Origin of the sequence: Enterococcus sp. 7F3_DIV0205, from assembly GCF_002141365.2 — a bacterium.
In the GTDB taxonomy this organism is placed as follows: Bacteria; Bacillota; Bacilli; order Lactobacillales; family Enterococcaceae; genus Enterococcus_L; species Enterococcus_L palustris.
In genome coordinates this window covers 3,662,680-3,686,772 of record NZ_CP147244.1, presented here as the reverse complement: position 1 = coordinate 3,686,772, position 24,093 = coordinate 3,662,680, and the positions used below count along the sequence as shown (strand labels likewise).

At 36.0% G+C, this 24,093-nt stretch carries 26 protein-coding genes; 6 read left to right on the top strand and 20 right to left on the bottom strand.

Annotation, left to right across the window (positions count from 1 at the left end; genetic code table 11):
* Window positions 1-98 precede the first annotated feature (98 nt).
* The 16 genes from A5821_RS17205 to A5821_RS17130 form a co-directional block, all read right to left on the bottom strand.
* On the bottom strand, window positions 99-1,040 hold the full coding sequence (locus A5821_RS17205) for a rhodanese-related sulfurtransferase (protein ID WP_086312171.1): 942 nt from the start codon (window positions 1,038-1,040) through the stop codon (window positions 99-101).
* Window positions 1,041-1,247: 207 nt separating this feature from the next.
* Entirely contained in the window at window positions 1,248-1,619 is a 372-nt protein-coding gene (locus A5821_RS17200; protein ID WP_086312170.1) for a VOC family protein, read from the bottom strand.
* 172 nt (window positions 1,620-1,791) lie between these two features.
* Complete coding sequence (locus tag A5821_RS17195; protein WP_086312169.1) at window positions 1,792-3,183, bottom strand: L-cystine transporter; 1,392 nt, start codon at window positions 3,181-3,183, stop codon at window positions 1,792-1,794.
* Window positions 3,184-3,410: 227 nt separating this feature from the next.
* Entirely contained in the window at window positions 3,411-3,797 is a 387-nt protein-coding gene (locus A5821_RS17190; RefSeq protein WP_086312168.1) for a DUF1149 family protein, read from the bottom strand.
* A gap of 136 nt (window positions 3,798-3,933) precedes the next feature.
* Complete coding sequence (locus A5821_RS17185) at window positions 3,934-5,277, bottom strand: PFL family protein (RefSeq protein ID WP_086312167.1); 1,344 nt, start codon at window positions 5,275-5,277, stop codon at window positions 3,934-3,936.
* A 168-nt stretch (window positions 5,278-5,445) separates the two neighbouring features.
* On the bottom strand, window positions 5,446-5,715 hold the full coding sequence (locus tag A5821_RS17180) for an ACT domain-containing protein (RefSeq protein ID WP_010773160.1): 270 nt from the start codon (window positions 5,713-5,715) through the stop codon (window positions 5,446-5,448).
* Between the two features lie 513 nt (window positions 5,716-6,228).
* Complete coding sequence (locus A5821_RS17175) at window positions 6,229-6,660, bottom strand: hypothetical protein (RefSeq protein WP_086312166.1); 432 nt, start codon at window positions 6,658-6,660, stop codon at window positions 6,229-6,231.
* Between the two features lie 83 nt (window positions 6,661-6,743).
* Window positions 6,744-7,631: a helix-turn-helix transcriptional regulator gene (locus A5821_RS17170; RefSeq protein ID WP_086312165.1), complete on the bottom strand. Its 888-nt coding sequence runs from the start codon at window positions 7,629-7,631 to the stop codon at window positions 6,744-6,746.
* Window positions 7,624-8,025, bottom strand: coding sequence for a DUF3224 domain-containing protein (locus A5821_RS17165; RefSeq protein WP_086312164.1), 402 nt, complete (start codon window positions 8,023-8,025; stop codon window positions 7,624-7,626). The genes A5821_RS17170 and A5821_RS17165 overlap by 8 nt, the downstream gene beginning before the upstream one ends.
* Window positions 8,026-8,215: 190 nt before the next feature.
* A complete protein-coding gene (locus A5821_RS17160; RefSeq protein ID WP_086314272.1) occupies window positions 8,216-8,773 on the bottom strand; it encodes a YdeI/OmpD-associated family protein in 558 nt (185 codons plus the stop codon).
* Window positions 8,773-9,702 carry an alpha/beta fold hydrolase gene (locus tag A5821_RS17155; RefSeq protein ID WP_086312163.1) on the bottom strand — a complete coding sequence of 310 codons (930 nt, stop codon included), beginning with the start codon at window positions 9,700-9,702 and terminating at the stop codon, window positions 8,773-8,775. The genes A5821_RS17160 and A5821_RS17155 overlap by 1 nt, the downstream gene beginning before the upstream one ends.
* 312 nt (window positions 9,703-10,014) lie before the next feature.
* Window positions 10,015-10,545, bottom strand: a complete 531-nt coding sequence (locus A5821_RS17150; RefSeq protein WP_086312162.1) for a hypothetical protein — start codon at window positions 10,543-10,545, stop codon at window positions 10,015-10,017.
* Between the two features lie 23 nt (window positions 10,546-10,568).
* Complete coding sequence (locus tag A5821_RS17145; RefSeq protein ID WP_086312161.1) at window positions 10,569-12,578, bottom strand: ATP-binding cassette domain-containing protein; 2,010 nt, start codon at window positions 12,576-12,578, stop codon at window positions 10,569-10,571.
* 10 nt (window positions 12,579-12,588) lie between these two features.
* Window positions 12,589-13,254, bottom strand: coding sequence for a hypothetical protein (locus A5821_RS17140; RefSeq protein ID WP_086312160.1), 666 nt, complete (start codon window positions 13,252-13,254; stop codon window positions 12,589-12,591).
* Window positions 13,238-13,942, bottom strand: coding sequence for an ATP-binding cassette domain-containing protein (locus tag A5821_RS17135; RefSeq protein WP_086312159.1), 705 nt, complete (start codon window positions 13,940-13,942; stop codon window positions 13,238-13,240). Before A5821_RS17135 ends, A5821_RS17140 begins: the two co-directional genes overlap by 17 nt.
* Window positions 13,935-14,300: a GntR family transcriptional regulator gene (locus A5821_RS17130; RefSeq protein ID WP_249921807.1), complete on the bottom strand. Its 366-nt coding sequence runs from the start codon at window positions 14,298-14,300 to the stop codon at window positions 13,935-13,937. The genes A5821_RS17135 and A5821_RS17130 overlap by 8 nt, the downstream gene beginning before the upstream one ends.
* Before the next feature lie 300 nt (window positions 14,301-14,600).
* Between A5821_RS17130 and A5821_RS17125 the strand changes: the two genes are divergently transcribed.
* Entirely contained in the window at window positions 14,601-15,152 is a 552-nt protein-coding gene (locus A5821_RS17125) for a Crp/Fnr family transcriptional regulator (RefSeq protein ID WP_170922913.1), read from the top strand.
* A gap of 76 nt (window positions 15,153-15,228) precedes the next feature.
* On the opposite strand, the gene A5821_RS17120 is transcribed toward A5821_RS17125, so the two are convergent.
* Genes A5821_RS17120 through A5821_RS17105 form a run of 4 tightly spaced genes read right to left on the bottom strand, consistent with a single transcriptional unit; the run spans window position 15,229 to window position 17,744 of the window.
* Entirely contained in the window at window positions 15,229-15,483 is a 255-nt protein-coding gene (locus A5821_RS17120; protein ID WP_010773172.1) for a metal-sensitive transcriptional regulator, read from the bottom strand.
* Window positions 15,473-15,778 (bottom strand): rhodanese-like domain-containing protein, encoded by a 306-nt coding sequence (locus A5821_RS17115; RefSeq protein WP_010773173.1) that lies wholly within the window; start codon window positions 15,776-15,778, stop codon window positions 15,473-15,475. Before A5821_RS17115 ends, A5821_RS17120 begins: the two co-directional genes overlap by 11 nt.
* Entirely contained in the window at window positions 15,778-17,430 is a 1,653-nt protein-coding gene (locus A5821_RS17110) for an FAD-dependent oxidoreductase (RefSeq protein WP_086312157.1), read from the bottom strand. The genes A5821_RS17115 and A5821_RS17110 overlap by 1 nt, the downstream gene beginning before the upstream one ends.
* A complete protein-coding gene (locus tag A5821_RS17105) occupies window positions 17,430-17,744 on the bottom strand; it encodes a rhodanese-like domain-containing protein (RefSeq protein ID WP_086312156.1) in 315 nt (104 codons plus the stop codon). Before A5821_RS17105 ends, A5821_RS17110 begins: the two co-directional genes overlap by 1 nt.
* A gap of 303 nt (window positions 17,745-18,047) precedes the next feature.
* Here A5821_RS17105 and A5821_RS17100 point away from each other — a divergent pair, with 303 nt between their 5' ends.
* From A5821_RS17100 to A5821_RS17080, 5 genes are all read left to right on the top strand, one after another.
* Window positions 18,048-18,617, top strand: coding sequence for a glycoside hydrolase family 73 protein (locus A5821_RS17100; RefSeq protein ID WP_086312155.1), 570 nt, complete (start codon window positions 18,048-18,050; stop codon window positions 18,615-18,617).
* Window positions 18,618-18,682: 65 nt separating this feature from the next.
* On the top strand, window positions 18,683-19,309 hold the full coding sequence (locus A5821_RS17095) for an FtsX-like permease family protein (RefSeq protein ID WP_170922912.1): 627 nt from the start codon (window positions 18,683-18,685) through the stop codon (window positions 19,307-19,309).
* Between the two features lie 14 nt (window positions 19,310-19,323).
* Window positions 19,324-19,968, top strand: a complete 645-nt coding sequence (locus A5821_RS17090) for a response regulator transcription factor (RefSeq protein ID WP_086312153.1) — start codon at window positions 19,324-19,326, stop codon at window positions 19,966-19,968.
* The gene (locus A5821_RS17085; protein WP_086312152.1) at window positions 19,952-21,358 is read left to right on the top strand and encodes a sensor histidine kinase; all 1,407 of its coding nucleotides are present in this window, start codon (window positions 19,952-19,954) and stop codon (window positions 21,356-21,358) included. The genes A5821_RS17090 and A5821_RS17085 overlap by 17 nt, the downstream gene beginning before the upstream one ends.
* Before the next feature lie 389 nt (window positions 21,359-21,747).
* Window positions 21,748-24,084, top strand: coding sequence for a glycoside hydrolase (locus tag A5821_RS17080; RefSeq protein ID WP_086312151.1), 2,337 nt, complete (start codon window positions 21,748-21,750; stop codon window positions 24,082-24,084).
* Window positions 24,085-24,093: the final 9 nt, after the last annotated feature.

Below are 24,093 nucleotides of genomic sequence, written 5' to 3'. Positions count from 1 at the left end.
TAATAATAAACTAAACCGACCTCCAAACGTTCAATCAGAAATTTGACGTTTGGAGGTCGGTGTTTTTATGGTGAAATATCGTTTTGGATTTAAATTAATTAATTTGCAATGGCTTCAAGTCTAGCCTTCACATCTTGTTCTGAAAGTTCATTTCTCATCACATAACGATTCGCAGGATGATGGCGACATTCATCTGAACAGCTACCAAGATACTTCGCTTCGTTTTCTTCTGATGCTAAAATTTGTTTATTACAGAATGGATTAGCACAATTGATGTAACGTTCGCAAGGCGTGCCATCAAACCAGTCTTTACCAATGATTTTTTTATCAACATGATTGATTTCAACACTGATTCGTTCATCAAAGACATACATTTTTCCATCCCATAGTTCGCCTCTTGTTTCAGGATCTTTTCCATAAACAGCGATGCCCCCATGAAGTTGAGCGACATCTTCAAAGCCTTCTTTGATCAACCAACCAGAAAATTTCTCACAACGAATGCCACCAGTACAGTAAGTAACAACTTTTTTGTCCATAAATTGTTCTTTGTTGTCTCTAATCCATTGTGGTAATTCTCTAAAGTTACGAATGTCAGGACGAACAGCCCCTCTGAAATGACCCAAGTCATATTCATAATCATTTCTAGCATCGATTACAACTGTATCTTCATCTAGCAATGCTTCTTTAAATTCCACCGGCTCTAAATATTTCCCAGTTAATTCTAATGGATTCACATCTTCTTCCAAGCTTAAAGAAACAAGTTCTTTTCTAGGACGAACGAACATTTTATGGAAAGCATTTTCTGCTACTTCATCGATCTTGAAATAGGTATCTTTGAAACGATCATCAGCTAACATCGCTTCCATATAAGCATCGGTATCCGCAATCGTTCCTGAAAGGGTGCCATTGATTCCTTCATTTGCTACTAAAATTCTTCCTTTTAAGTTCAACGACTTACAAAAAGCTAAATGCTCCTTTGCAAATTCTTCTGGGTTTTCAATTGTCGTGTATTTATAATAAAGTAATACGCGGTAATCCATTTTATCTTTCTCCTTTTTCTTAGAAACTGTTTTGCTATCTCCATAATAACTGTACAGTTCCCTTTTTCTATTCATACGTATTTAGTATATAAAAAAAGAAATAGGAAAAGCGAGCTATTTGCTTGTGTATAAATGCACAGATTGGAAAACAAAACAGCCTAGGCTTTTCAAAAAGAAAAGCCTAGGCTGTTCGTGTATGTTTCCTTCTTATTGTCCAGATACCGCAAAATAATTCTCATCATTATCCGCAAAATTGAACACTAATCCAGTTGGTAATTGAACTAATTCCCCGACACGTACACCAGCATCCTTCATGTTTTTGTATAAACTAATGACATCATCTGCAAAAAACATCAAGGACGGTGTATTGCCTGCAACTTCTGGTGAATGTTGTTGGATAAATTCTAGGTCGTATAACACAATCATTGTTTCAGCAGTTTCACTTGGTGCAATTTCTACAACTAATGTTCCGTCAACAGCATCTCGTTCCTTTTCTACAAAACCGATTTTTTGCCAGAATTTGCTTGATTCTTCTACATTCGTTACATATAGCATTATTTTGATTTGGTTGGTAAACATAGTTTCTCCCCTATTCTTACATCATTCTTTTCTATTATATACTTTCTATCATAGCGTATGCTAAGGTTTATGAAAATAAATTTGCTCTACTTAAACTAAAAAGTAAGATACGATCAATAATGATCATACCTTACTTTTTTTACTCTCTTGGGGAAGAGAAGTGAATCACTTTTTAAGCATTTTCTTCAATAACTAGACTACTATCATTCAGCACATCACGGTCTAACTCTTTAATTCGTGAACTAGTCACGATTCCCGCTACCATACTGTCACTAACGTTAACGGCCGTTCTAGCCATATCGATCAATGGTTCGACAGAAATAACCAATCCAACGATTGCCACAGGTAAGTTCATTGCACCTAACACGATCAATGAAGCAAATGTTGCCCCACCACCGACACCAGCAACACCGAATGAGCTGATTGTTACGATTGCGACTAACATTAAAATAAATTCTAAACTAAAGACATTGATTCCCACAGTTGGCGCAACGATTGTTGCCAACATCGCAGGATAAACCCCTGCACAGCCATTTTGTCCAATTGACATACCAAAACTTGCAGCAAAGTTTGCTGTAGCATCATCAACACCTAATGCTTTTGTTTGTGTTTCAATATTTAAAGGCATTGCTCCTGCACTCGATCTTGAAGTAAAAGCAAAACTCAACACTGGAAACGATTTTTTCAAATAGTTTACAGGATTTACTCTGACTGCCATCAAGATTAATAAGTGAACCAGCATTACAATGATCAATGCGGTGTAAGAAGCGAATACAAATTTTCCTAAGTTAAGGATCGCATTATAATCACTTGTCGCAACGACATTAGTCATCAACGCTAAAACTCCATAAGGTGTCAAGCGTAAAACCAATGTTACAATACGCATCGTGATTTTATAAAGACTGTCGATCAAGTTTGCAAAAAATTCTGCTTCTTTCGGCGCTTTTCTTTTAATACCTAAATAGGCAATCCCAACGAATGCAGCAAAAATCACCACGCCAATCGTACTAGTTGGACGAGTGCCAGCAAAATCTGCAAAAACATTTTTAGGAATAAAAGATAAAATTTGTTGAGGAATCGATAGGTTTTCAACGGTTTCCTGTCGTGTCGCAAGTTCTGCAATCCGTGCCGTTTCTGCCGTTCCTTCTGTAAATTTCGCACCTTGTAGTCCAAACAATAATGTTGTTCCAATTCCAACCAACGCTGCTATAGCCGTTGTTCCTAACAAGGTCGCTAGGACAGTAAAGCTAATTTTTCCAACTTGCTTGGATTCTTTCATCTTAGTAAATGCTCCTACGATAGAAACAAATACCAAGGGGATTACGAGCATTTGTAAAAACGCTACATATCCATTACCTACAATACCGATCCATTCCATTGCTTGCGTTGTGACTTTGTCTTGGGTACCGAATGCGAATTGAATAATTCCACCTAATACAATACCGACACCTAATGCGGCAAAAACACGAGTTGAAAACTTATAGTGTTTTGCTTGCATACGATAAAAGACGTATAACACTGCAAGAAATGCAAGGACCACTAAAACAGTGATGAGTGTTGTCATTTTTTTCCCTCCTAAATTTAAGTTAAATGACAAGTACATCAAAGGAAGTAAAGGTTCCCGGGGAGCATTCTTCAATGATCCGCCCTAAAAATAAATTTAATTCATTTTCAGTGATACATCCATTGTACCTGATTTAATAGGCCAAGGGGTATTATTTTGTTTCTAGAATGATAAAAAAAAGAGTTTGTGATAGTCAAAAACTATCGCAAACTCTTGAAGATAAACTTTTATTCAGCTGCTGATTGAAAGTTTAATTGGATACCTGGTTTATCTAAAGCAATTTCAGTGATTTCATAAGCCATACGCTGTACGATATCGAACAACGGACTAACCAATTCATCTACTTCTTCTTGTGAGATATCTTCTTGGGTTTCAATCTTATGGTTGATGATATGATTGATTTGACTAACTGAACCAGATAACAAATATTCCTCAAAAACTAAGCGAAACTCTAAACGAGCTGCGATGATCGAATTTTCTTTTGGATAGTTCTCATCAGTTGATTCAATTGGTGAAAAACCTACTCTAAGATCTGTCTCTACTTCTTCCATATCTTGTGTACGCATATCGTAATGAAAAGCTTCTACAACTTCTTGTTGACGTTTTATTTCCATGAATTAAAATCTCCCTTTTTTTAAGTTCAATAACTATTATTGAGACCGGATAAAGACTGGGCAAAACATAGTCTATCTATGCTTTTCATTATACCACACATCTTTTTATCACAAATACTCATAGACTCTTTTTAATCTAATTTTTAAATGAATGGATCGGCGCAGGAATTCGACCACCGCGGAGAATAAAGTCAGTGGAAGCATAATCGTTCACTTTCATAACTGGTGCTCGACCTAATAAACCGCCAAATTCGACCATATCACCAACTTTTGTGCCTTTAGCTGGTATAATTCTAACTGCTGTTGTTTTATGATTGATGACACCAATTGCCGCTTCATCAGCAATCATAGCAGCAATGGTCTCAGCCGATGTTTCACCTGGTATAGCAATCATGTCTAAACCAACCGAACAGATGGCTGTCATTGCTTCTAATTTTTCTAAATTAAGAGCACCATTATTAACTGCGTCGATCATTCCAGCATCTTCTGAAACAGGAATAAATGCGCCCGATAATCCGCCAACGTGGTTACAAGCCATTACGCCGCCTTTTTTCACAGCATCGTTCAACAGTGCTAACGCTGCCGTTGTACCATGTGTGCCTACACTTTCTAAGCCCATTTCTTCCAAAATGTAGGCAACGCTATCACCCACAGCTGGCGTTGGAGCCAATGATAGATCAACGATTCCAAAAGGAACATTTAAGCGCTCTGATGCTATTTTACCAACCAATTGTCCCATTCTGGTAATTTTAAATGCGGTCTGTTTTACTACTTCTGCCACAACATCAAACGGCTCACCTTTAACTTTTTCTAGCGCCCGTTTAACAACGCCTGGTCCACTAACCCCTACATTGATCACACAATCAGCTTCACCAACGCCATGAAAGGCACCGGCCATAAATGGATTATCTTCTACAGCATTTGCAAATACGACTAATTTCGCACAGCCCATATCAGATTTTGCAGCAGTTTCTTTGATTACATACCCCATGTGTCGAACAGCATCCATGTTGATTCCAGCTCTAGTTGAACCAATATTTACAGAAGAACAAACAAATTCTGTTTCTGCCAACGCTTGCGGAATTGAATTGATCAAGATTTCATCGCCATGTTGGTAGCCTTTTTCAACTAACGCACTGAATCCGCCGATAAAATTGACACCGACAGCTTGAGCTGCTCTATCTAAAGCTTTAGCATATTTTACATAATCCTTGTCTGGACTTGCAGCAGCAATAATTCCGATAGGCGTTACAGAGATTCGTTTATTAATGATGGGGATCCCATACTCAGATTCAATTTCTTCGCCAACTTTAACTAGGTTTTTCGCCAAGCGAGTGATTTTGTCGTAAATTTTTTGACAGGCTTGGTCACTGTCACTATCAATGCAATCTAGCAATGAGATACCCATTGTGATGGTTCTAATATCTAAATTTTCTTCTTCAATCATGCGGATTGTTTCCAAAATCTGATTTGTTTCCAAAAAGTTTCCTCCTAAATTTAAAAGCTGAAAGAGCTCGGTCAACCTTGACTGGAAATTAGGAAAAAAATGACTGAGACGTTCTTTGTCTCATTTATTTTTTTATCTTTTTCCAGAAAGATTAGCTCTTGAAGCTAAGTAATATAAAAACTAGTACCACAAAATTAATTCCTATAGTTTATGCATAACATTGAAGATTTCTTCATTTTGAATGCTGATTGTCACACCTAGTTGTTCTCCTAGAGTATTTAGCTCAGAGCGAATTGCTTCAAAATTATTATTGTCTTCAGAAATTTCCAATACCATCATCATCGTAAAATAACTATCCATAATCGTCTGGGAAACATCAATAATATTCATATTCAATTCAGCTAATTTTTGACTGACTCCTGCAATAATTCCTACCTTGTCTTTACCGATAACTGTCAATACTGCGCGCATATCGTTTCCTCCTAATTTAAATGATATTAACATTTTGATTTACCTCGATCAAAAAAAAATGAGGGTGGCTTTATCTACCACATTTTTTTCTGAGGAGCTAGCTGTGAAGCTAGATAATACAAAAGCTGAACAGGCTCGATGGGCTCCGACCGAAAAATAGGAAAAAATTAGGGTGGCGTTATTTGCCGCAATCCTTTTTTATCTTTTTTCCGAGGAGCTAGCCTGTGAAGCTAGATAATACAAAAGCTGAACAGGCTCAATTGGCTCCGACCGAAAAATAGGAAAAAATTAGGGTGGCGTTATTTGCCGCAATCCTTTTTTATCTTTTTTCCGAGGAGCTAGCCTGTGAAGCTAGATAATACAATCCTGAATAAGTTTTTCCTATTATATCATAATTTTTTCATTGAATAACAAAAAAACAGAACAAATAACTTTAGGAATGAATGATCGTTCGTTTTTCTTCCAAGCAAAAAAACTTCTGAGATCTACCAAATCTTCTCAGAAGTTCTTTACTCAAACTGTTTTATTAAATTGCTCTTTACAGGTTGAACAAGTAATCTTGATCAGCCCTTTTCCTTTAGGTGCTCGTAATTGTTGTTTACAATTTGGGCACTTAAAAAAAGCATACGTCTTACGCTTTTTGAATTTTTCTTTTGTCGTACTAAGTTTCTTTTTTAATTGTTGTACTTTTAAAACATAGCGGGTATTTTCATTTGAGCGTGGATAAATTCTTTTAGAGAAAAAACGATAATTTATCCATAGCAACAGTGCCGCCGCTATCCAAAAAGCAATCGATGTTGGTAAAAATAAATTAAGCAGTAATAAGACCAAACTCCCTTTCATTAGGGTATTGTTCAATTGATCCATTCGAGCATATCTTCCCACCAATAATTTTTGAATTTTTGCATTCCAGCGAAGCAATCGCTCAAGCCAAATTTGTCCCATAATGATCCCTCTTTTCTTTGCTATTATCTCAATCAATAGTCATTGTTTCAAGAGGAATCGTGAAAAAGACTTGAACAAACAAATCAAAAATAAATCTGATTGATTTTTGTAACCTCTTCTTTGATTTTTTCTTTTAATTCAACTGGCTTCACTACTTCAACAGAAGCACCAAACGATAATAAGTAAGATGTTAGCCAAGAACCTTCCGATTGCCAAGTCTTAACAATTGTATATTCTGAATCTTGCTCTATTTCGATATCTAGCAAGTCTTCTTTTACCTGATAAAATAGCTCATTTTTTATTTTAAACTCTACATATATCTTGGAAAATTCTGGTTGATAGTCTTTAACTAAATTGGCTTCATCAATATCATTTTCGGAAATTACCAGCTCAGTCATTCGTCTTAATTTAAATAACCGGGTCGTATTTCTAACACAACAGTAACCAGCTAAATACCAAGCATTTTGTTTAAAAATCAATTTATTCGGCATAGCTTCTCTTGTCGTCTTATTTCCTTTTCCGTTGGTGTAAGAAAAAATGATACACTTTTTTTTATTTTTAGCTTTGGTAATCAATCCGATCGTTTTGGCTTCATCTTCTCGTCCCCAAGTGGAAAAATCAATATCGATCCATTGTTCTACTTCTTTTTTGAATAAGGAGGATAGCTTATTGACTAAAGGAGTAACACTTTTTAAATTAGTCGCGGCTAAATTTTGCAGCGCTAAAATAATTTGGTCTTGCTCTTCATCATCCACAAAAGTAGCGGACAAATGGTGAGTTTCCAACAAGCGAATTCCACCATCCCGTCCGCTTTGAGCGTACACTGGAAAGCCTAACGCAGATAACGTATCAATATCTCGATAAATCGTGCGTGTCGATACTTCCAGTTGTTCTGCTAGTATTGTTGCCTTGGCTTTCTTGTGCATCGTCAGATAATGCATAATATAAAACAATCTTGATAGATTATTCATTGTCCTTAAAATCCAAAATCAGCTTACTATTTTCACCAACAAAGTCATATTGATAGGAACCAGTCAGTCCTTGTAACTCTCCAGTGCTTTTAATGATCATACCAGGAGAGTCAAGTGAGCCTTTATCAAAAATTCCTTTTTCAGCGGCTGTAAAGGTTCCTGTTTTTCCTTTATATTCACCTTCAAAGTGAAGAAATCCCGTGATTCTTGCTGTTGCTAGGTGTCCATCTTCTTTATTGCTTTCCAAATAATAGAGAAGATACTCCACCCAAGCTTTTCCTTGTAACTCACCTTCAAGTTCATACTCTGCCTGAACCCGATTCACTGGAAAATCAATCTTTGACTTATCTATTGGTTCTTCATCCCATTTTGTTACACTAAATGCTACACTCATACTTATCCCTCCTTATGAATACAGGATACCAAACATACGTTCTTTTTACAAGAGTGGATAGACAATTTATGTGCAAAAAAATAAAAGTATAAGAAAAATCCTTACTCTATAAAAATTCATTAGAGAAACAGCGAATGACATACTCTCTTATATACGATCATCTCAGTAGGAATAAAGCAAAGTGAAAATTCTAAGGTCTTAACCTCTTTCTCTCTTCCCATGAATCAATTAATCGTTCCAGTCTTCTTAGTCTGGTCTCTTCTTTTTTTGCACTCATTATCCACCAAATGGAATCTCTTCTATAAGAAGACGGAAGTTGATTAAAAAATTCCCAAGCACTTGGATTTTTTCTGATTTTATCCTCATATTCTTTCATTAGAATCATGTTTCTATGGGCTGCTGAATACCCTTTTTGATCTTTTCTTTGATTGAAAACAGCCAATCCTTCTGGTCTCATTTGATTGAGTTCTATCAGTTTATATACCTTTTGCACATTAACTCTACTCCAGAGACTATTAGACTTACGTGGAGTAAAACGAATTTTATAGCTGGCCTCATCAACTGTTTTCCGTATTCCATCAATCCAACCAAACGACAGTGCACAATCTACTGATTCAGACCAAGTAAGACTTGCTTTATTGGTCTTTTTCTTAAAGAAAACTACCCAAATTTCACGAGTTGTTTGATGATGAATAGCCAACCATTCAATAAATTCTGTTTGATTACTAAAAAATACGTCTTCACTCATTATTCCAGCCATTCCAAAATCATTTGATTAAGCTCAGCAGGTCTTTCTTCTTGGATCCAATGACCAGTGTTTAAACTCTTAACGTCTATATTAGGGACAAAATCTTTTATGTTTGGAAGTGGCGGGATACTATCTTTCTCGCCGTAAACCATCAATGTTGGCTGATGAATAATTGGAGAGACATCCGCTAATAAATGCCAATTGCGATTTAGGTTTCTGTACCAATTGATGCTTGGAGTGAAACCTGTCTTATTGAAACTTGAGATATAAACCGAAAGATCCTCATCACTCATAACAGCTTCACCTAAAGGCTTGGTTGCTTTGGCTAGATTAATCATTTCCATTCCATCACCAAGACCTTGTGCTGGAACATTCTTTCGATATAAGTTATGAAGAAATTGTGAGGCATTTTCGTCTAATATTGCATCTGCAACACCTGGTTGTTTGTTAAAATGAACAAAATAGTAATCATCACCAAACACTTCTTCCATAAAATCAAGCCAAGGTTTCTCACCTCGAATTTGGTAAGGCAAACATATGTTAATCATTTTACGAACACGCTCTGGATGCAATAAAGCCATGCTCCAAACAACACTTGCCCCCCAATCATGCCCCATAAAAATAGCATCTTTGTATTCATAATGATCCAATAAGGCTACAAGATCACCTGTTAGATGTTCAATATCATATGCTGTGACTTCTTTTGGACAAGAAGATTTCCCATACCCTCGTTGATTCGGAATAATTACGTGATAACCTGCTTCTACAAGAGGACTCACTTGATGTCTCCAAGAATAGGCATGCTCCGGCCATCCGTGGCAGAGAACGATAGGTCGTCCCAAATTTTGTTGACCAGCTTCAAAAACCTCTAGCTCTACTCCATTCACTGCGATAAGTGTTGGTGTTGGAAATTCATTATTATTTTTCATTTAAAATCCTCCTGATTTAGATAAAAGTGTCTTACAAGAACAATATTATCATGGAGGTTTGACAACAGTCTGTCAGCTTTGAGAAACGCACTTAATAATATTTTCAGCCATCAATTTAAGTTTGGCGGCCATTTTTTTGGCGCATTTCTTCTGGAGTTAAGATCTCTATGCGTTCTCAAAAACTAAATATGAGGGAGATTATCTTAATTCATACTGTTCTTAAAAAAAGAATTTTATGGAAATATTGGACTAGATTTCCATAAAATTCTACAGCGAAATAAAATTTAGTTTATTTTTCCTAACTCTTCTCTCTTAATACAACAAAAATTCTTTCATTTTTCTACTAAATACGGTGACATTTTCTGATTTAGATGCGGCAGTTGTCACGTCAAGATGTCCTGGATCTTTTGACCATGTACTTGAATCAGCGGTTAAATAAACACTTAATTTCTTTTCATTTTTATGTTTATTAATATAATCTAATGCAACTTTAGGAGGATCACTTGATTGAACTGTAGATAAGATGAGCACTTTGTCCCATTCTTCGATTCTGTTCTCTCCAACCTCTTCAACTGGTTTCACTTCCACATAGATATTTTCGTCCACTAGATTTTTTTTAAGTTCTTCGATTACTTGATTTTTAAATGCACGATCTTGGGTGTAAATAACAGCTCTATGGGCATCGGACCTTTCTTTTAGTGTCCCGTTGATTTCATAGCTTGAAATCACACCTTGAACTCTAGCCATTCGGTAATAGCCTAAAAATCCAGCTGCTCCTAATACGACTAAAACGATGCTAATCAATCCATATTTAAATAGCTTATTTTTCCATAATTTTTTCATTTATTTTTCCTACTTTCCTTCTTTTATTCATAGCGTAGAGCTGTTATTGGATCTAATTTTGCTGCTTTTGCCGCTGGATACAAAGCGAAAATCACGCCTAAGATTCCAGTAATAGTTAATGTAGCTAATGCATTAAGGGGGGCGATTTGAATAACTTGGTTAAAGCCTATATTGGATTCAATCAATGGATTTGCTATAAATTGGATTAGGTAAGCAAAAACGACTGAGATACCGTTAGATAAGAGCATAATATAGATTGCTTCCATCCTGAATAACCGTTTGATATATCCTTTTTTATAACCAATAGAGCGTAAAACACCAATTTCTTTGGTTCTTTCCACCACTCCGATATATAAAACAACTGCAATCATCACACCTGCAACGATCAGAGAAAGTCCAGCAATAAAGGCTAATAAGTAAACAATAATATCCGTAAATTGTTTGAACGTATCCAAGAATGAAGAGGCATTCGTAATTGCATAATTTTCATATTTGGGATCGTCTTTGTATTTTTCAATAAAAGCTTCTGCGGTTTCAGGATTTTCTGCAAATGCATCGACCGTATAAATTGGTTTTTCGATACCAATACATTTGACCATTTCATCAAACGTTTGGCTAGATGCCATAAAGCCTTGAACAAAGCCTTCTTCTTCTGGTGAAGTAATTCCTGTAATCACGGTCTCAATTTCTATCGGAGTATCCGCCATTCCTTGTTCTCTTCCTTGATAAACCAAAGTGATTGGTTTTGAGATCAAGTGTTTTACATTTTCTTCAGTTAACTCTGAATTTTTCAATCCGACTATTTCTCGTGCCCCAGAAGCAGGCAAAACGATTCCAGGTTTATCCGCTGTGATAAACGTCCCTGCTAATAGATAACCCTCTTCCACCGTATTTGTTTTGTATCTTTCTTTATTTAAATTTGCTTCATCCATTTGACTTGGTGCTAGTTTTTCGATCAATTGATCTTCATATTTAAAACGAATGCCCGTAAGATTGGCTCTCTCGTAAACTTCTGTAAGTCCTTCACTTGCATAGAATTCTTTCAGTTTTTTGATTTCTTCATTTTTCAATAATTCTGACGGTCTCGGCGGTCCGCCACGCTCAGGATCTTGATAGTACGAGGTGATTTGGTTTGGAGAATAGGCTGTTTGAAAAAAATCCCCCAGCACTCCTGTAATTCCATTGCCAATACCTAAGGCCAACAAAATGGCTGTAATACCAATTGATGTTCCAAAAGCAACTAACAAATTTCTCAAAATCCGACTAAAAAAGTTTTTACTCACAAGCTGTAAGGTAGCATCTAAAGAGAGTGAAACTCTTGATGAAACTTTTTTTTGCAACTGATTTTTACTACTATTCGGTTCTTTGATGCGATCGTCACTTAAGATACGACCATCTTTGACCCTTAAAATTTTAGTTGCATAGCTCATTAAACTTTCATCATGAGTCACTGTAATCACTAATGTTCCTTCATGGCTCAATTGTTTTAATAACGCAATAATTGAAGCTGCTGTGACTGAATCAAGAGCTCCTGTTGGTTCATCTGCAATGATCACTTTAGGATCATTGGCAAGGGCTCTAGCGATTGCTACACGCTGCTTTTGTCCTCCTGAAAGTTGACTAGGGTACTTATGCGCATGATTGGCTAATCCAACTTTGGTCAAAAGTTGAATTGCTCGATCTGTACGCTCAGAGGGACTTAGTGTTTTATCTAAATAAAGAGCGCTTTTGACATTTTCAAGTACCGATAAATGTGAAACTAGATTAAAGCTTTGAAAAACAAAACCGATTTCATTTTTATGGAAATCATCCATATTTTCTGTTTTCAAATTTTGCCCTTCATAAAGAATGTCTCCCTCGTAATCCGTATCCAACCCACTAATAATATTTAACAAGGTCGTCTTGCCACTACCGCTTGCACCTAATATCAAAGCAAAATCGCCAGCTTTAAATGTAGTTGTTATGTCATGTAAGACAGGTTCTTTTTTATTATCGATCGTAAAACTTTTCGATACTTTTTTCAGCTGATACATATTTCTCCCCCTATTCATTGTCTTTCAATTGGTTTTTGTCTAGCCAAAGATAAACAAATATAATGGCTACTGATAGACACGCATTTAGAATAAATGTACTTGGGTAAAACGCTCCATTATTAACTGGCAATGTAACATTCATGCTTTGAGGGAAATAATAACGTGCCACGTCATTCAATAAAACGATCATGATCCAAGCAATCGCTACTACAAATGTTTTGGAAAAGTTCGGCAACCACAATTTAGAAATAACACCTCTAAGTAAAATCAAATAACTAATCATACCTGCAAGATAAACAGCCAGCTCTACAGACAATAGCAGCAGCTCCCCTATTCCTAGAGAAATCGTTGTAAAATTAAACACTAAATTTATTGCACCGATCACAAGCACCTGAACATAAGAAAGTAAATATTTTGCACCGATTTTCTCAAGAGTTGACTGATTAGCCGTACTAGCCAACGTTCGATGATTCGATTGGATGTCTAATTGATTGATGCGCCAAGTTAAAATGACAGATGCCGCTACAGAGAGTAAAATCGGCAAACGTTCCCATTGAGATTCGGGTATCGTTAATTGAAAAACATATTTAGCAAAATAGCTGGTTAAGATCAAAAGCAAACTACTTAAAAAGAACTTCTTACTTTTTTCATGATAAAAATTAAATAAACGTATCATTGGCTTCCTCCTCATAGATTTCTTTTAGGGACAGACCTTTTCGTTCCCTCAGATCTTCCAAATTAATTACTTCGCAATAGCGATTGGGATTCATAAACAATACATCTGTAAATAAAGTATCCATCTCTTCAATAAAATTAGTCGAAACTAAAATTATCTTGTTTTCACCACTAGCTTTCCTTAACATTTTTTTCACTTGTATTCGGGAGGAATAATCTAAATAGGCAAAGGGTTCGTCCAATAGAAAAATGCTTGTTGCTTTAGCATATTCACACGCAATCTTTACTTTGACTTTACTGCCTTCTGAGAGTTCCTGCCATTTTTGTTTCGCTGAGATATGCCAGATTTCCAACTGCTCCACGGCTTTTTCTAACTGAAAACCTGGAAACAACAACGTATATTCAATCAATACTTGTCTAATCGTTTGCGAATCTTCAAAATAGTTTATCGTTGAAGCATAAGCTATGCTCGTTTTAAATACAGTACTAGTTTGTGGCTGGTCATTATATAGGATCATCCCTGTGCTGATTTGTTTTTGTCCAGAAATACAGTCTAATAGCGTTGTTTTCCCTGTACCGTTTTTTCCGAGAATGCCGAGAATTTGCCCTTCATTCAAGGTAAAAGACAACTCTTGAAAACTATTTGTTTGATATCGTTTGCCAATATTTTTTGCTTGTAGTTTATTCATTTGCACTCCTCACAATCCGTTCAATGATGTGCTCCCTTTCATTCTGTGTTAAATCAAGTTTTTGTAATTGAGTGATAAAAGCTTCTATATGTGCTTCAATCAATCGCAAACGTAACTCTGTTATCTTATCTATTTTTTCTGTCACGAATTTTCCAATCCCTCTCTGACTAATCAAAATTTCTTCTTGTTCTAAAACACTGTAAGCCCGTTGAACCGTTGTTGGGTTTACATCTAAATCTTCTGCCAATTGTCTGACAGATGGTACTTTTTCATTTGGTTGCCATTGATTACTAGCAATCCAATGTTCGACCTGCTCGATAATTTGTTGGTAGATGGGTCTATTCCCGTCATAATTCACCTACATCCTCCCTTTCCTAGTTGTATGCTGTATCATCTCAGCCACACACTCAGTTGGTAAATCCTATTTTAGAGGAAACAAAAAAAACAATTTATATCAATGATATAAATTGCCTACTCTTGACTTTTTATGGGATAAGCTCAAAAAAACTGTCCGTTTATGCTATACTTTTTATACTTAAAATTTTTAATTATTTTCACATAAAAGGAGGACTAAACAATCGAGTTATATAAAGATAATCTGAGCTTAATTGACTATTTAAAAAAAGATTTACAGAATAACTGGACAGAAAAAACTTATGTGAAAGACACTTTAATCATCGATGAGTATGAAAAAACTGAAAATATCTATTATGTTGTCGAAGGTGTTATTTGTGTTGAAATTCTTAATGATGGCAAACGTTATATTTCTTCTTTTATTTTTCAAAATGATTTTTTTGGCTTGGATAGTTTTTCTACTTTTAAACAAAAAGAACACAGCATTCGAGTGATTAGCGAACACGCTACGATTTTTTGCTTATCAAAAGAACGGCTTCTCCATTCATTAAATGAAGAACCGCTCTTTTATGAATTACTCCTATCTAATTTTTCTGATATCTTCCAACGGCATTATGGTTATTTCAATTTTCTTCATTTACCAACTACAGAACGAATTAAACATGCACTGACCTATTTGAGTGATCATATTGGTATCTTAACTGAGAACGAACAACTAGAATTACCAAAATTTATTACACAAGAAGTGTTATCAAAATTCTGCCGTACATCACAATCTAGAGTGTCAATTTCTTTAGGCGAACTGGAAAAAGAAGGCTGGTTATTAAAAAAGAAAGTTCCAATTACTTTAAAATAAAGAAGTCGAAAATCAGCAGCATACTGATTTTCGACTTCTTTATGAATAAAAGGCGGAAACAGCAGCAACCCTTTATTTATCTCGTTTTTACGATCATTTCTAGCGCTTTCGCCATATCCTCGCCAGCCAGATCGATATTTTCATCTTCCATACACTGCTTTAGATTTTCAGTTACGACAAGTCCAATAACTTTGTCGATACTTGAACGAACTGCCATCAATTGGGTTACAACTTCTCGGCAATCTTTTCCTTCATCCATCATTTTTAAAATCCCGCGAATTTGTCCTTCTGAACGTTTTAAGCGGTTCGCTAGTTTAGGATCACAAGCCATCCACAACTTCTCCTCTCCAGGCAGACATACCGCCCATCACATTAGTAACATCATACCCTAATGAAGCAAAATATTCACTTGCCATTTGTGAACGACCACCAGCATGACAGATAATATAGTAATGTTGGCTTTTATCCAACGATTCTGCCGTCTCTTGTAGCATGCTCAGTGGCATACTTTTTGCGCCTTTGATGTGTCCTGAAACGTATTCATCTTCTTCACGCACATCTATGATAGCTAGTTCATTTCTTTTCTCTAATTGCTCAAATTCATCGATCATGATTGATTTATACATTATTTAATAACCTCCTGAGGGTAAATTGCACTATATATTTGAAATGCTCCATCTAAATTTTTAACATTGAAACCATTATTCTTTAAAATACGTTCAGCTAAATAACTTCTTTGTCCACTTTGACAACTAACAATGATTTCTTTATCCGCTGGCAGATCCGCTAAATGCTCTCTTAATTCGTCCAATGGAATATTTTTAGCTTGAGATAATGAACCATTGTTCTTCAACTCTCCTGGATTTCTCACATCTAATAAAAAGGCTCCGTTCGCCAATGCTTCTTTTAATTCGTAGTATTGAATATTGTCAGAGAAACCTTCTACAATATTGGTTGCAGCATAACCGATCATATTAACAGGGTCTTTCGCTGATCCAAATGGCGGTGCATACGTAAATTCTAACTCTGGCAGATCCATAACGGTCATTCCTGCTTTGATCGCAGTCGCAATAATATCAATTCGCTTATCTACACCATCTTGTCCAATCGCTTGTGCTCCGTAAATTTTACCTGTTACAGGATGAAAAAGTAACTTCATCACAATTGGCTGACTTCCTGGAAAATACCCTGCATGGCTTTTTGATGTTGTATGAACAGCCTTATATTCTAGATTACTGTTGCGTAATTGACGCTCGCTTAATCCTGTGCTTGCTGCAGCAAGATCAAACACTCGAACGATTGCCGTCCCAATGCTTCCTTGGTTTTTCCGAGCAACGCCTGTGATCACGTCTGCTACTTGGCGCCCTTGGCGATTAGCTGGTGACGCAAGTGAAATCAACGCATCTTCTGCTGTGATTTGTTGTTTCACAACGATTGCATCGCCAACAGCATAAATATCTGGATCATTGGTTTGATAGGTTTCATCTACAATAATCCCCCCACGTAAGCCTGTATTCAAATCCGCTGCAACAGCTAAATCACTTGAAGGTTTAACACCGATCGATAGCACTGTGAAATCACTTGAAATTGTTTCACCTGAGCTTAACTCGATTGTTTGACCAGCCTCTTTAAAAGCTGTTGCCCCAGCTCCGGTATAGACAGTAATTCCTTTTGCCTTTAATTCTTTTTCAACAAAGGCAGCCATTTCCTCATCTAAAGGCGGTAAAATTTGTGGAGCTGCTTCTACGATCGTAACATCGATACCTAGGTGACTTAAATTCTCCGCCATCTCTAAGCCGATGAAGCCTGCACCAATCACAACGGCTTGTTTGGGTTGTTCATTTTTAACAGTCGCTACGATCTTATCGACATCGGGGACGTTTCTTAGGGTATAAACATTTGTTGCTTCATCCAGTCCTTCAATTGTTGGTATCACTGGTTGTGCCCCCGGTGAAAGAATCAGTTTATCATAACTGAACGTGTTCTCTTTACCGTTTGCATTCGTTAAAACTGTTTTATTTATTCGATCGATTTTAATTGCTTCTGTTTCTGGATAAACATCAATATTGAATCTTTTCTTCAATTGTTCTGGTGTTTGCAAAATCAGTTCTGAGCGTTCACTGATTTCTCCTGATACATAATAGGGTAATCCGCAGTTTGCAAATGAAACATAGGGTCCTTTTTCTAAAACGATAATCTCGATTTCTTCTGATAGTCTTCTTAATCTGGTTGCGGCTGACATGCCACCTGCTACACCACCAATAATCACTACACGCATTATAATTTTCCTCCTCTGACGACGCCACGCCAAGCACTCATTCCGCCTTTGACGTTGATCGCATCGATTCCTTTTGCTTTTAGTTTTTTGACTGCTTGTCTGCTTCTCATTCCAGATTGACAAATCACATAAACTGGTTGGTTTTCTTTTGATTGATAGGTTGAAATTTTACTTAATGGGACATTTTTAGCGTTCGGGATATGACCAGCAGTGAACTCACTCTTTTCGCGAACATCAATCATGATTGGTTTTGAATCTAGCATTTGCTGAAGGTCAGTAGTATTAATTGAATTTCCTTTTAAAAATGAAAACATATGCTCCTCCTTTATACCCTTAGGGGTATTTACAGAAGTTATCATAAATGATTTTTCTGATCTTGTAAAGGGGTTTGTTTGGAGCTGTGCAAAATGTTATTTCGTTCACAACAACAAAAAGAACACCTCAATCTTTCTTATCCGTCGTCTTTTTCTGGTTCTATCTTCCTTTGTGTCAGGCATCGACTTAATCAAACTGAAGCAATTCTTAAGAAAGCCAAACAAATATTAACTTCTTTGGCATATTTTTGTAACATTGAACCTCTATACTGAATGTAACACTAAAAGAAAAGAGGTTATTACATGAATCAAGGCATTCTAAAAAAACAAAATATTTTACCATTACTATTGATTCTACTTCTTTCATTTGCTAGCCTTTTCCTTATTTTTAATAAAGAAGAACAACCAATCCAAGATGAAGCAACTGCTTATCAGCAGATTTTTATTGATGAAATAGCATCTGAAGCGAAACTTTTACAAAAACAAACTCATTTATTCGCCAGTATCACCATTGCTCAAGCAATTTTAGAATCTGACTGGGGCCGTAGTGATTTAGCGGTAGAAGCGAAAAATCTATTTGGGATCAAAGGAGCTTTTAATGAACAGTCTAGTATCATGCCCACAGATGAGTTTATTGATGGTGAACGGATTACGATCGATGATTCGTTTAAAAAATATGAGACGGTTCAAGAATCAATGGTCGATCACATGGAATTTTTAAAAGGTAGCACATACGAAGGAATCAAAACCAGTAAGAATTATCAAGAAGCTGCTGTTGCTTTGCAAAATGGTGGTTATGCTACCGACCCAGACTATGCAGAAAAATTGATTCAATTAATTGAAGAATTTAAATTATACAAGTACGATAAATAAGTAAAGCATATTAAGAACAGTTTCGTATGTCATACTGTTATGCTTGTTGTTGGGAGATTGTTGAGATGAATAACTTTTACTATATTTTAAAAGATAGTGGCAATAGTCTCCTGCGAAGCAAGGGGGCTGCTTTTTTTAAAAGCATTTTTACTGTTCTTTATTTTTTTGTTTTGAGCGTTTTGCTCCATGGTTGGATCACCGCAGTTCATTTCGGAAGAATAGAGGAACAAAGAAGAATAGAAGAAATCGATTCACTAGACGCTTTTACTCAATCAAATGCTAGCGAAAATTTAATTACTTTATTGGAGAGTTTAAACATCGCGTTACTTATTTTCAGTATTGGTTTGTTTTTATTCGGCGTTTTTTATCTTTTCATCTCTTTTCAAAGAAGCATGATATTGGATAAAAAAGAACTGATTATCAAAAAAATGTTAGGTAGCACAGCTCTCCAAGTAACTAGTGAGCTTTTTATCGAACCTTTATTACTTATTATTCCCAGTAGTGTTTTAGGCTTGATTATAACAGAATATCTCTATACACTATTTTTTAAGCAATCCAATTCATGGTTTTCAGATATGTTGTATGCACCAAGCCATTTCGTCATGTTTGCAGATTTACCGTTGATCGGAATTTTTTCATTTTTACTACTGTGTCAATTTCTCTTACTCAAACAAAAAATAACGAAGCTGTAAAAGGAGTTTTGTACGTGAATATTTTAGTTGCAGATGATAGTCCAGAAATGGTACAAATCGTGAGTGCCTATTTAAAAAAAGATGGATTCACAGTATTTACCGCGCTAGATGGTGAAGCTGCTTTAGATATTTTTTATAAAGAAAAATTAGATTTAGCGATCATCGATTGGATGATGCCAAAAATGGATGGAATCGAAGTCATTAAAAAGTTCAAAGCTGAAAGTTCATTGAAAGTTCTCATGCTAACGGCAAAATCAACTGGTGAAGATGAATTTCTTTCTTTATCCAGCGGTGCTGATGACTACATCACAAAGCCATTTCATCCACAAGTACTATTACTGCGCGTCAAAAAATTGCTTGGTCTAACCCATTCATTTTATGTAAAAAACTTGCTGATCCAACCAACTAATTTAAACGTTTGGAAAGATGACCAACCATTGGATTTAACAAAAAAAGAATTTGATTTGTTGATGATGCTCATCAATAATCGCGGAAGTATTTTAACAAGAGAACAACTTTTAGTTGGCGTTTGGGGAATGGACTATGATGGTGTAGAACGAACGGTTGATACACATATTAGAAGACTTCGTGAAAAAATTGGCGATGAGATCATCACCACCAAAAGAGGAGTGGGCTATCTCATTGAAAAAGAAAACTAGAAAAATCAGTACCACACTCACTTTGACCTTTTCATCGATTATCATAGGGAGCTTTATCGTCATGTTTCTTTTAAATAGTCTGATTGTTCCCTATTACTATTTTTCAAAAATGGACCATAAAGTCACCTCGGTTATGACCGATATTCAACAACATGCTACTTCAGAACAACAACTAGCAGAATTGGAAGAAAGCAATCAAGTCACCATCATCACACGACAGTTAGATGGTACTTCACTTGATGATTTTAATGAGTCCTTGAATGTAGAATTAAATAGAAAAAAAGTCGCGTTGAATCGTTTTTGGGTTACACAAGAAACAGTAGATCAGCTCCAAAATAGCCCTAAACCGATTCAGCGAAATTTTGATCAAGGCAAACAGAAGTCTAGTTTTTTGGTTGAGATGCAAGTGATCGACGATACCTTTTATTTAGTTGGTGTCTCTACTGTGAATTTTTCTGAAACAGCCAATCTGATCAATACATTTAATTTTATTTCATTAAGCCTAACGTTGATTCTAATCATTGTACTGATTTATGTTTCTGTGCGGAAAATAACCGATCCTTTAGTCAACCTAAAGAAAGTAGCAGAAGAAATCACGACACTGACTTTTGTAACAACGGATGATATTCCAGCAAATGAAATCGGTGAATTAGCGCTCAGCATCAATAAAATGAGTTACGCCTTAGCAACCTATCAAAAGAACTTACTTGCTAAAAATGAACAGCTAAAACAATTTACAGCCGATTTAACGCATGAATTGAAGACACCTATCGCTCTAATCAAAGCATATGGTTCAGGTATTGAGGACGGCTTAGACGATGGAACTTATCTAGAAGTGATCTTACAACAAACCCAGCGTCTAAATGATATTGTCGATCAGATGTTAGATTATGCAAAATTAGAGCAACAACAACCGATCAATAAAGTCCCTATGCAATTATCAGATACTTGGAAGCAAACAGTTATGGAACTGACACCCACCCTAGAAAAAGAGGAAATTCTATTGTTGGAAGCAGATACAGACTCACCTCTTCCATTAATCGAAGCTGATCCAATTTTAATCAAGCGAGTGTTTGAAAACTTACTAACGAATGGTCTCAAATATACTACTGACAAAGAAATTCAAGCAAGTTGGCGGGAAACAGAAGCATTTATTGAGTTTACGATTAGTAATCAAACCTCTCTAACCACTGATTTTGATGTAAATAAACTTTGGGAAGCCTTTTACGTTCATGAAAAATCGCGGAATAAAAACTTGTCTGGAACAGGGTTAGGCTTATCCATCGTTCGATCGATTATGGATGAACACGGATTTACGATTGAAGCTAGATTAGTTCATCAGACATTGATCTTTGTTTTACAATTTTATAAACCGGAAAAACAAGTGTAGCATTTTGCGCTTGTTTTTTTGGTTGATTTTGGCATTTTTCTGTAACATTTGCTTGGTAGACTTGTTTTACATTATTGAGTTGAGCGATTCGGCTCTTCGGGAAAAAGGTAAACGAGCCCGCTCAGCTTTTATATTATCTAGCTTATCGGGCTTGTTCCTCGGAAAAAAGATGAAATATGAATGAGACAAAAAAATACCTCAGTCATATTTCCCTATTTTTCTGTCAGAACCAAACGAGCCCGTTCAGCTTTTATATTATCTAGCTTATCGAGCTTGTTCCTCGGAAAAAAGATGAAATATGAATGAGACAAAAAATACCTCAGTCATATTTCCCTATTTTTCTGTCAGAACCAAACGAGCCCGTTCAGCTTTTATATTAGGAGGAACTCATGAAAAAATTGTCTATCTACCTCGGCTTAGCCGCGATCACACTATCCTTATCAGGATGTAATGTCAATCAAACCAACGCAACAAACAAATCAGAAAAACTAATAGTCAACAATGAAATCGAGAAAAACAAAACCTATGCCAAAACTGATTTTTCTTTTGATGTTGATCCTGCAACATTCACTGTTTCTATTACTGAAAATGGCGAAACTGCAGAAGTTTCAAAACCTCAAGCTCCAAAAGAAGTCACCGATTTAAAAAAAAGCAAAGAAGAAGTCAGCTGGACTTACCCCAATGAACAACTTAAAGTAAAACTGAAAAGAGAAAAAAATCATATCGCTGTTGCTCTTACCAGTTTATCGAATGAAGATAACTCTTTTACCTGGCCTAAACTAGATGCTAAAAACTATGTACTACCCATTGCAGAAGGAAAAACGATTCCCAATGATCAAAAAGAATGGCTTGCCTATTTTAAACAAAATGAAGAATTATCAATGAGCGAAGCATTTTCAATGAGCTTTTTTACAACCAATCAAGAAACATTTGCCACAACTTTTGTAATGGATAACCCATTCAATAGTGATCTATTAACAAAGACAGAGCCTCACCTGACCTTGGAAGCTAGCCACAATTTTATTGGCTTCGACAAAAATAAAACAATGAATTACCGACTATATGTTACCGATAATGACCCTGTCGCAATCGCTAAAACGTATCAAATGGATCGCATCAATTTAGGTGAATTCAAAACACTAGATGAAAAGGAAAAAGAAAATCCTGAGATCAAAAAAATGCGTGGTGCCATCCAAGTTTACTTTTGGAATAGCCGTATCTTAACAACAGAAGATATCAAATGGGGGAAACTACCCTCTATGGTAGATGAGCCAATTTTTCAATGGATCGCTGAATTATTGACTCAATATGGTGAAGATGGTTCTGAAGAATATTTAAAAGCTTTAGAAGCATTTAAAAACAATGAAGGGTATAAATATGAAAAAAATACGTTCTTAACATCGATCAATTATGTACTACTATATCCGCAATTTTATAATAAAGACATCTTCAAAAATCCAGATGAACAAGCACAAAAATTGATTGATAAAGGGATCGATACACTTAGTGAACAAGAACGGTACACATTAAATAAACATCTTCTAGCTAGCGTGTTAGGTGAGTTGACTCCGCCTATTAAACAATGGGGACAAGCAACTTCTTCTGATGTTTTCAAAGAGATGAAAGCCTCAGGTGTTGAGAACGCTTGGATCGGTCTACCAAACTGGGCGAATGGACTGATGAATCCAGCAATGGTCAAAACCGCAGCGGATGAAGGCTATCTGATTGGTCCTTATGATTCTTATCAATCGATTCAAGAAAATGCTAGCATCGATTGGAATACTGCTTCTTTCCCTAACAAAAATCTATACGAAAATGCCACAGTTACGAAGAAAAATGGTGAAAAAGTTGCTGGTTTCTTAGGAAAAGGACGTAAACTTAACCCAACACAAATTTTTCCTGATGTAAAAGAACGTTTTACTGGCATCATGCAAAATAAAATTCCATTCAATTCTTGGTTTTTAGATACAGACGCCGCAGGTGAAATTTACAATGACTATAGTCCAGAACATCTGACAACACAAAGTGAAGACGTAGCAGGACGCTTGAAACGAATGGATTATTTCAATCAAAATGGTTTAGTTGTCGGGTCTGAAGGCGGGAATGATTTTGCGTCAAAAAATATGGTTTTTGCTCACGGAATCGAAACACCTGTCATTATGTGGTCCGATCCTGATATGCGTGAAAATAAAGAAAGTGAATACTATGTAGGAAGTTACGCTGCATTAGACGGTGGAATTCCAACAAAATACAAAAAAGTTGTACCGATCAAGGAAGAATATAAACCAATTTATACCGACCCTGTTTATTCTCTCCCTCTTTATAAACTTGTTTACAACCGTTCTGTCATCACTTCTCATCAATGGGAATGGGATAGTTATAAAATCAAAAATCAAGTTGGTGAACGTCGAATGAAAGAGTATTTATACAACACTCCACCAATGATGCATATCGACAAAGCCGCTTGGGAAGAACATAAACAAGATATCTCAGAAAATGCTAAACTCTGGAGTCCTTTCCAAAAAGCAGCATTGCAACATGAAATGACTGATTTTAACGTATTGACCGATGACCGTTTGGTTCAAAAAACGGAATTTGGTGAGAAATTGTCTGTCATTGCTAATTTCTCAAATACTGATTACGATGCAGATGGTGTCAAAGTTGCCAGCCATACTGCGCTAATTATGAATGATGGCAAAGAAACTGTCGTAAAAACGGAAGGTTAACTTAAAAAA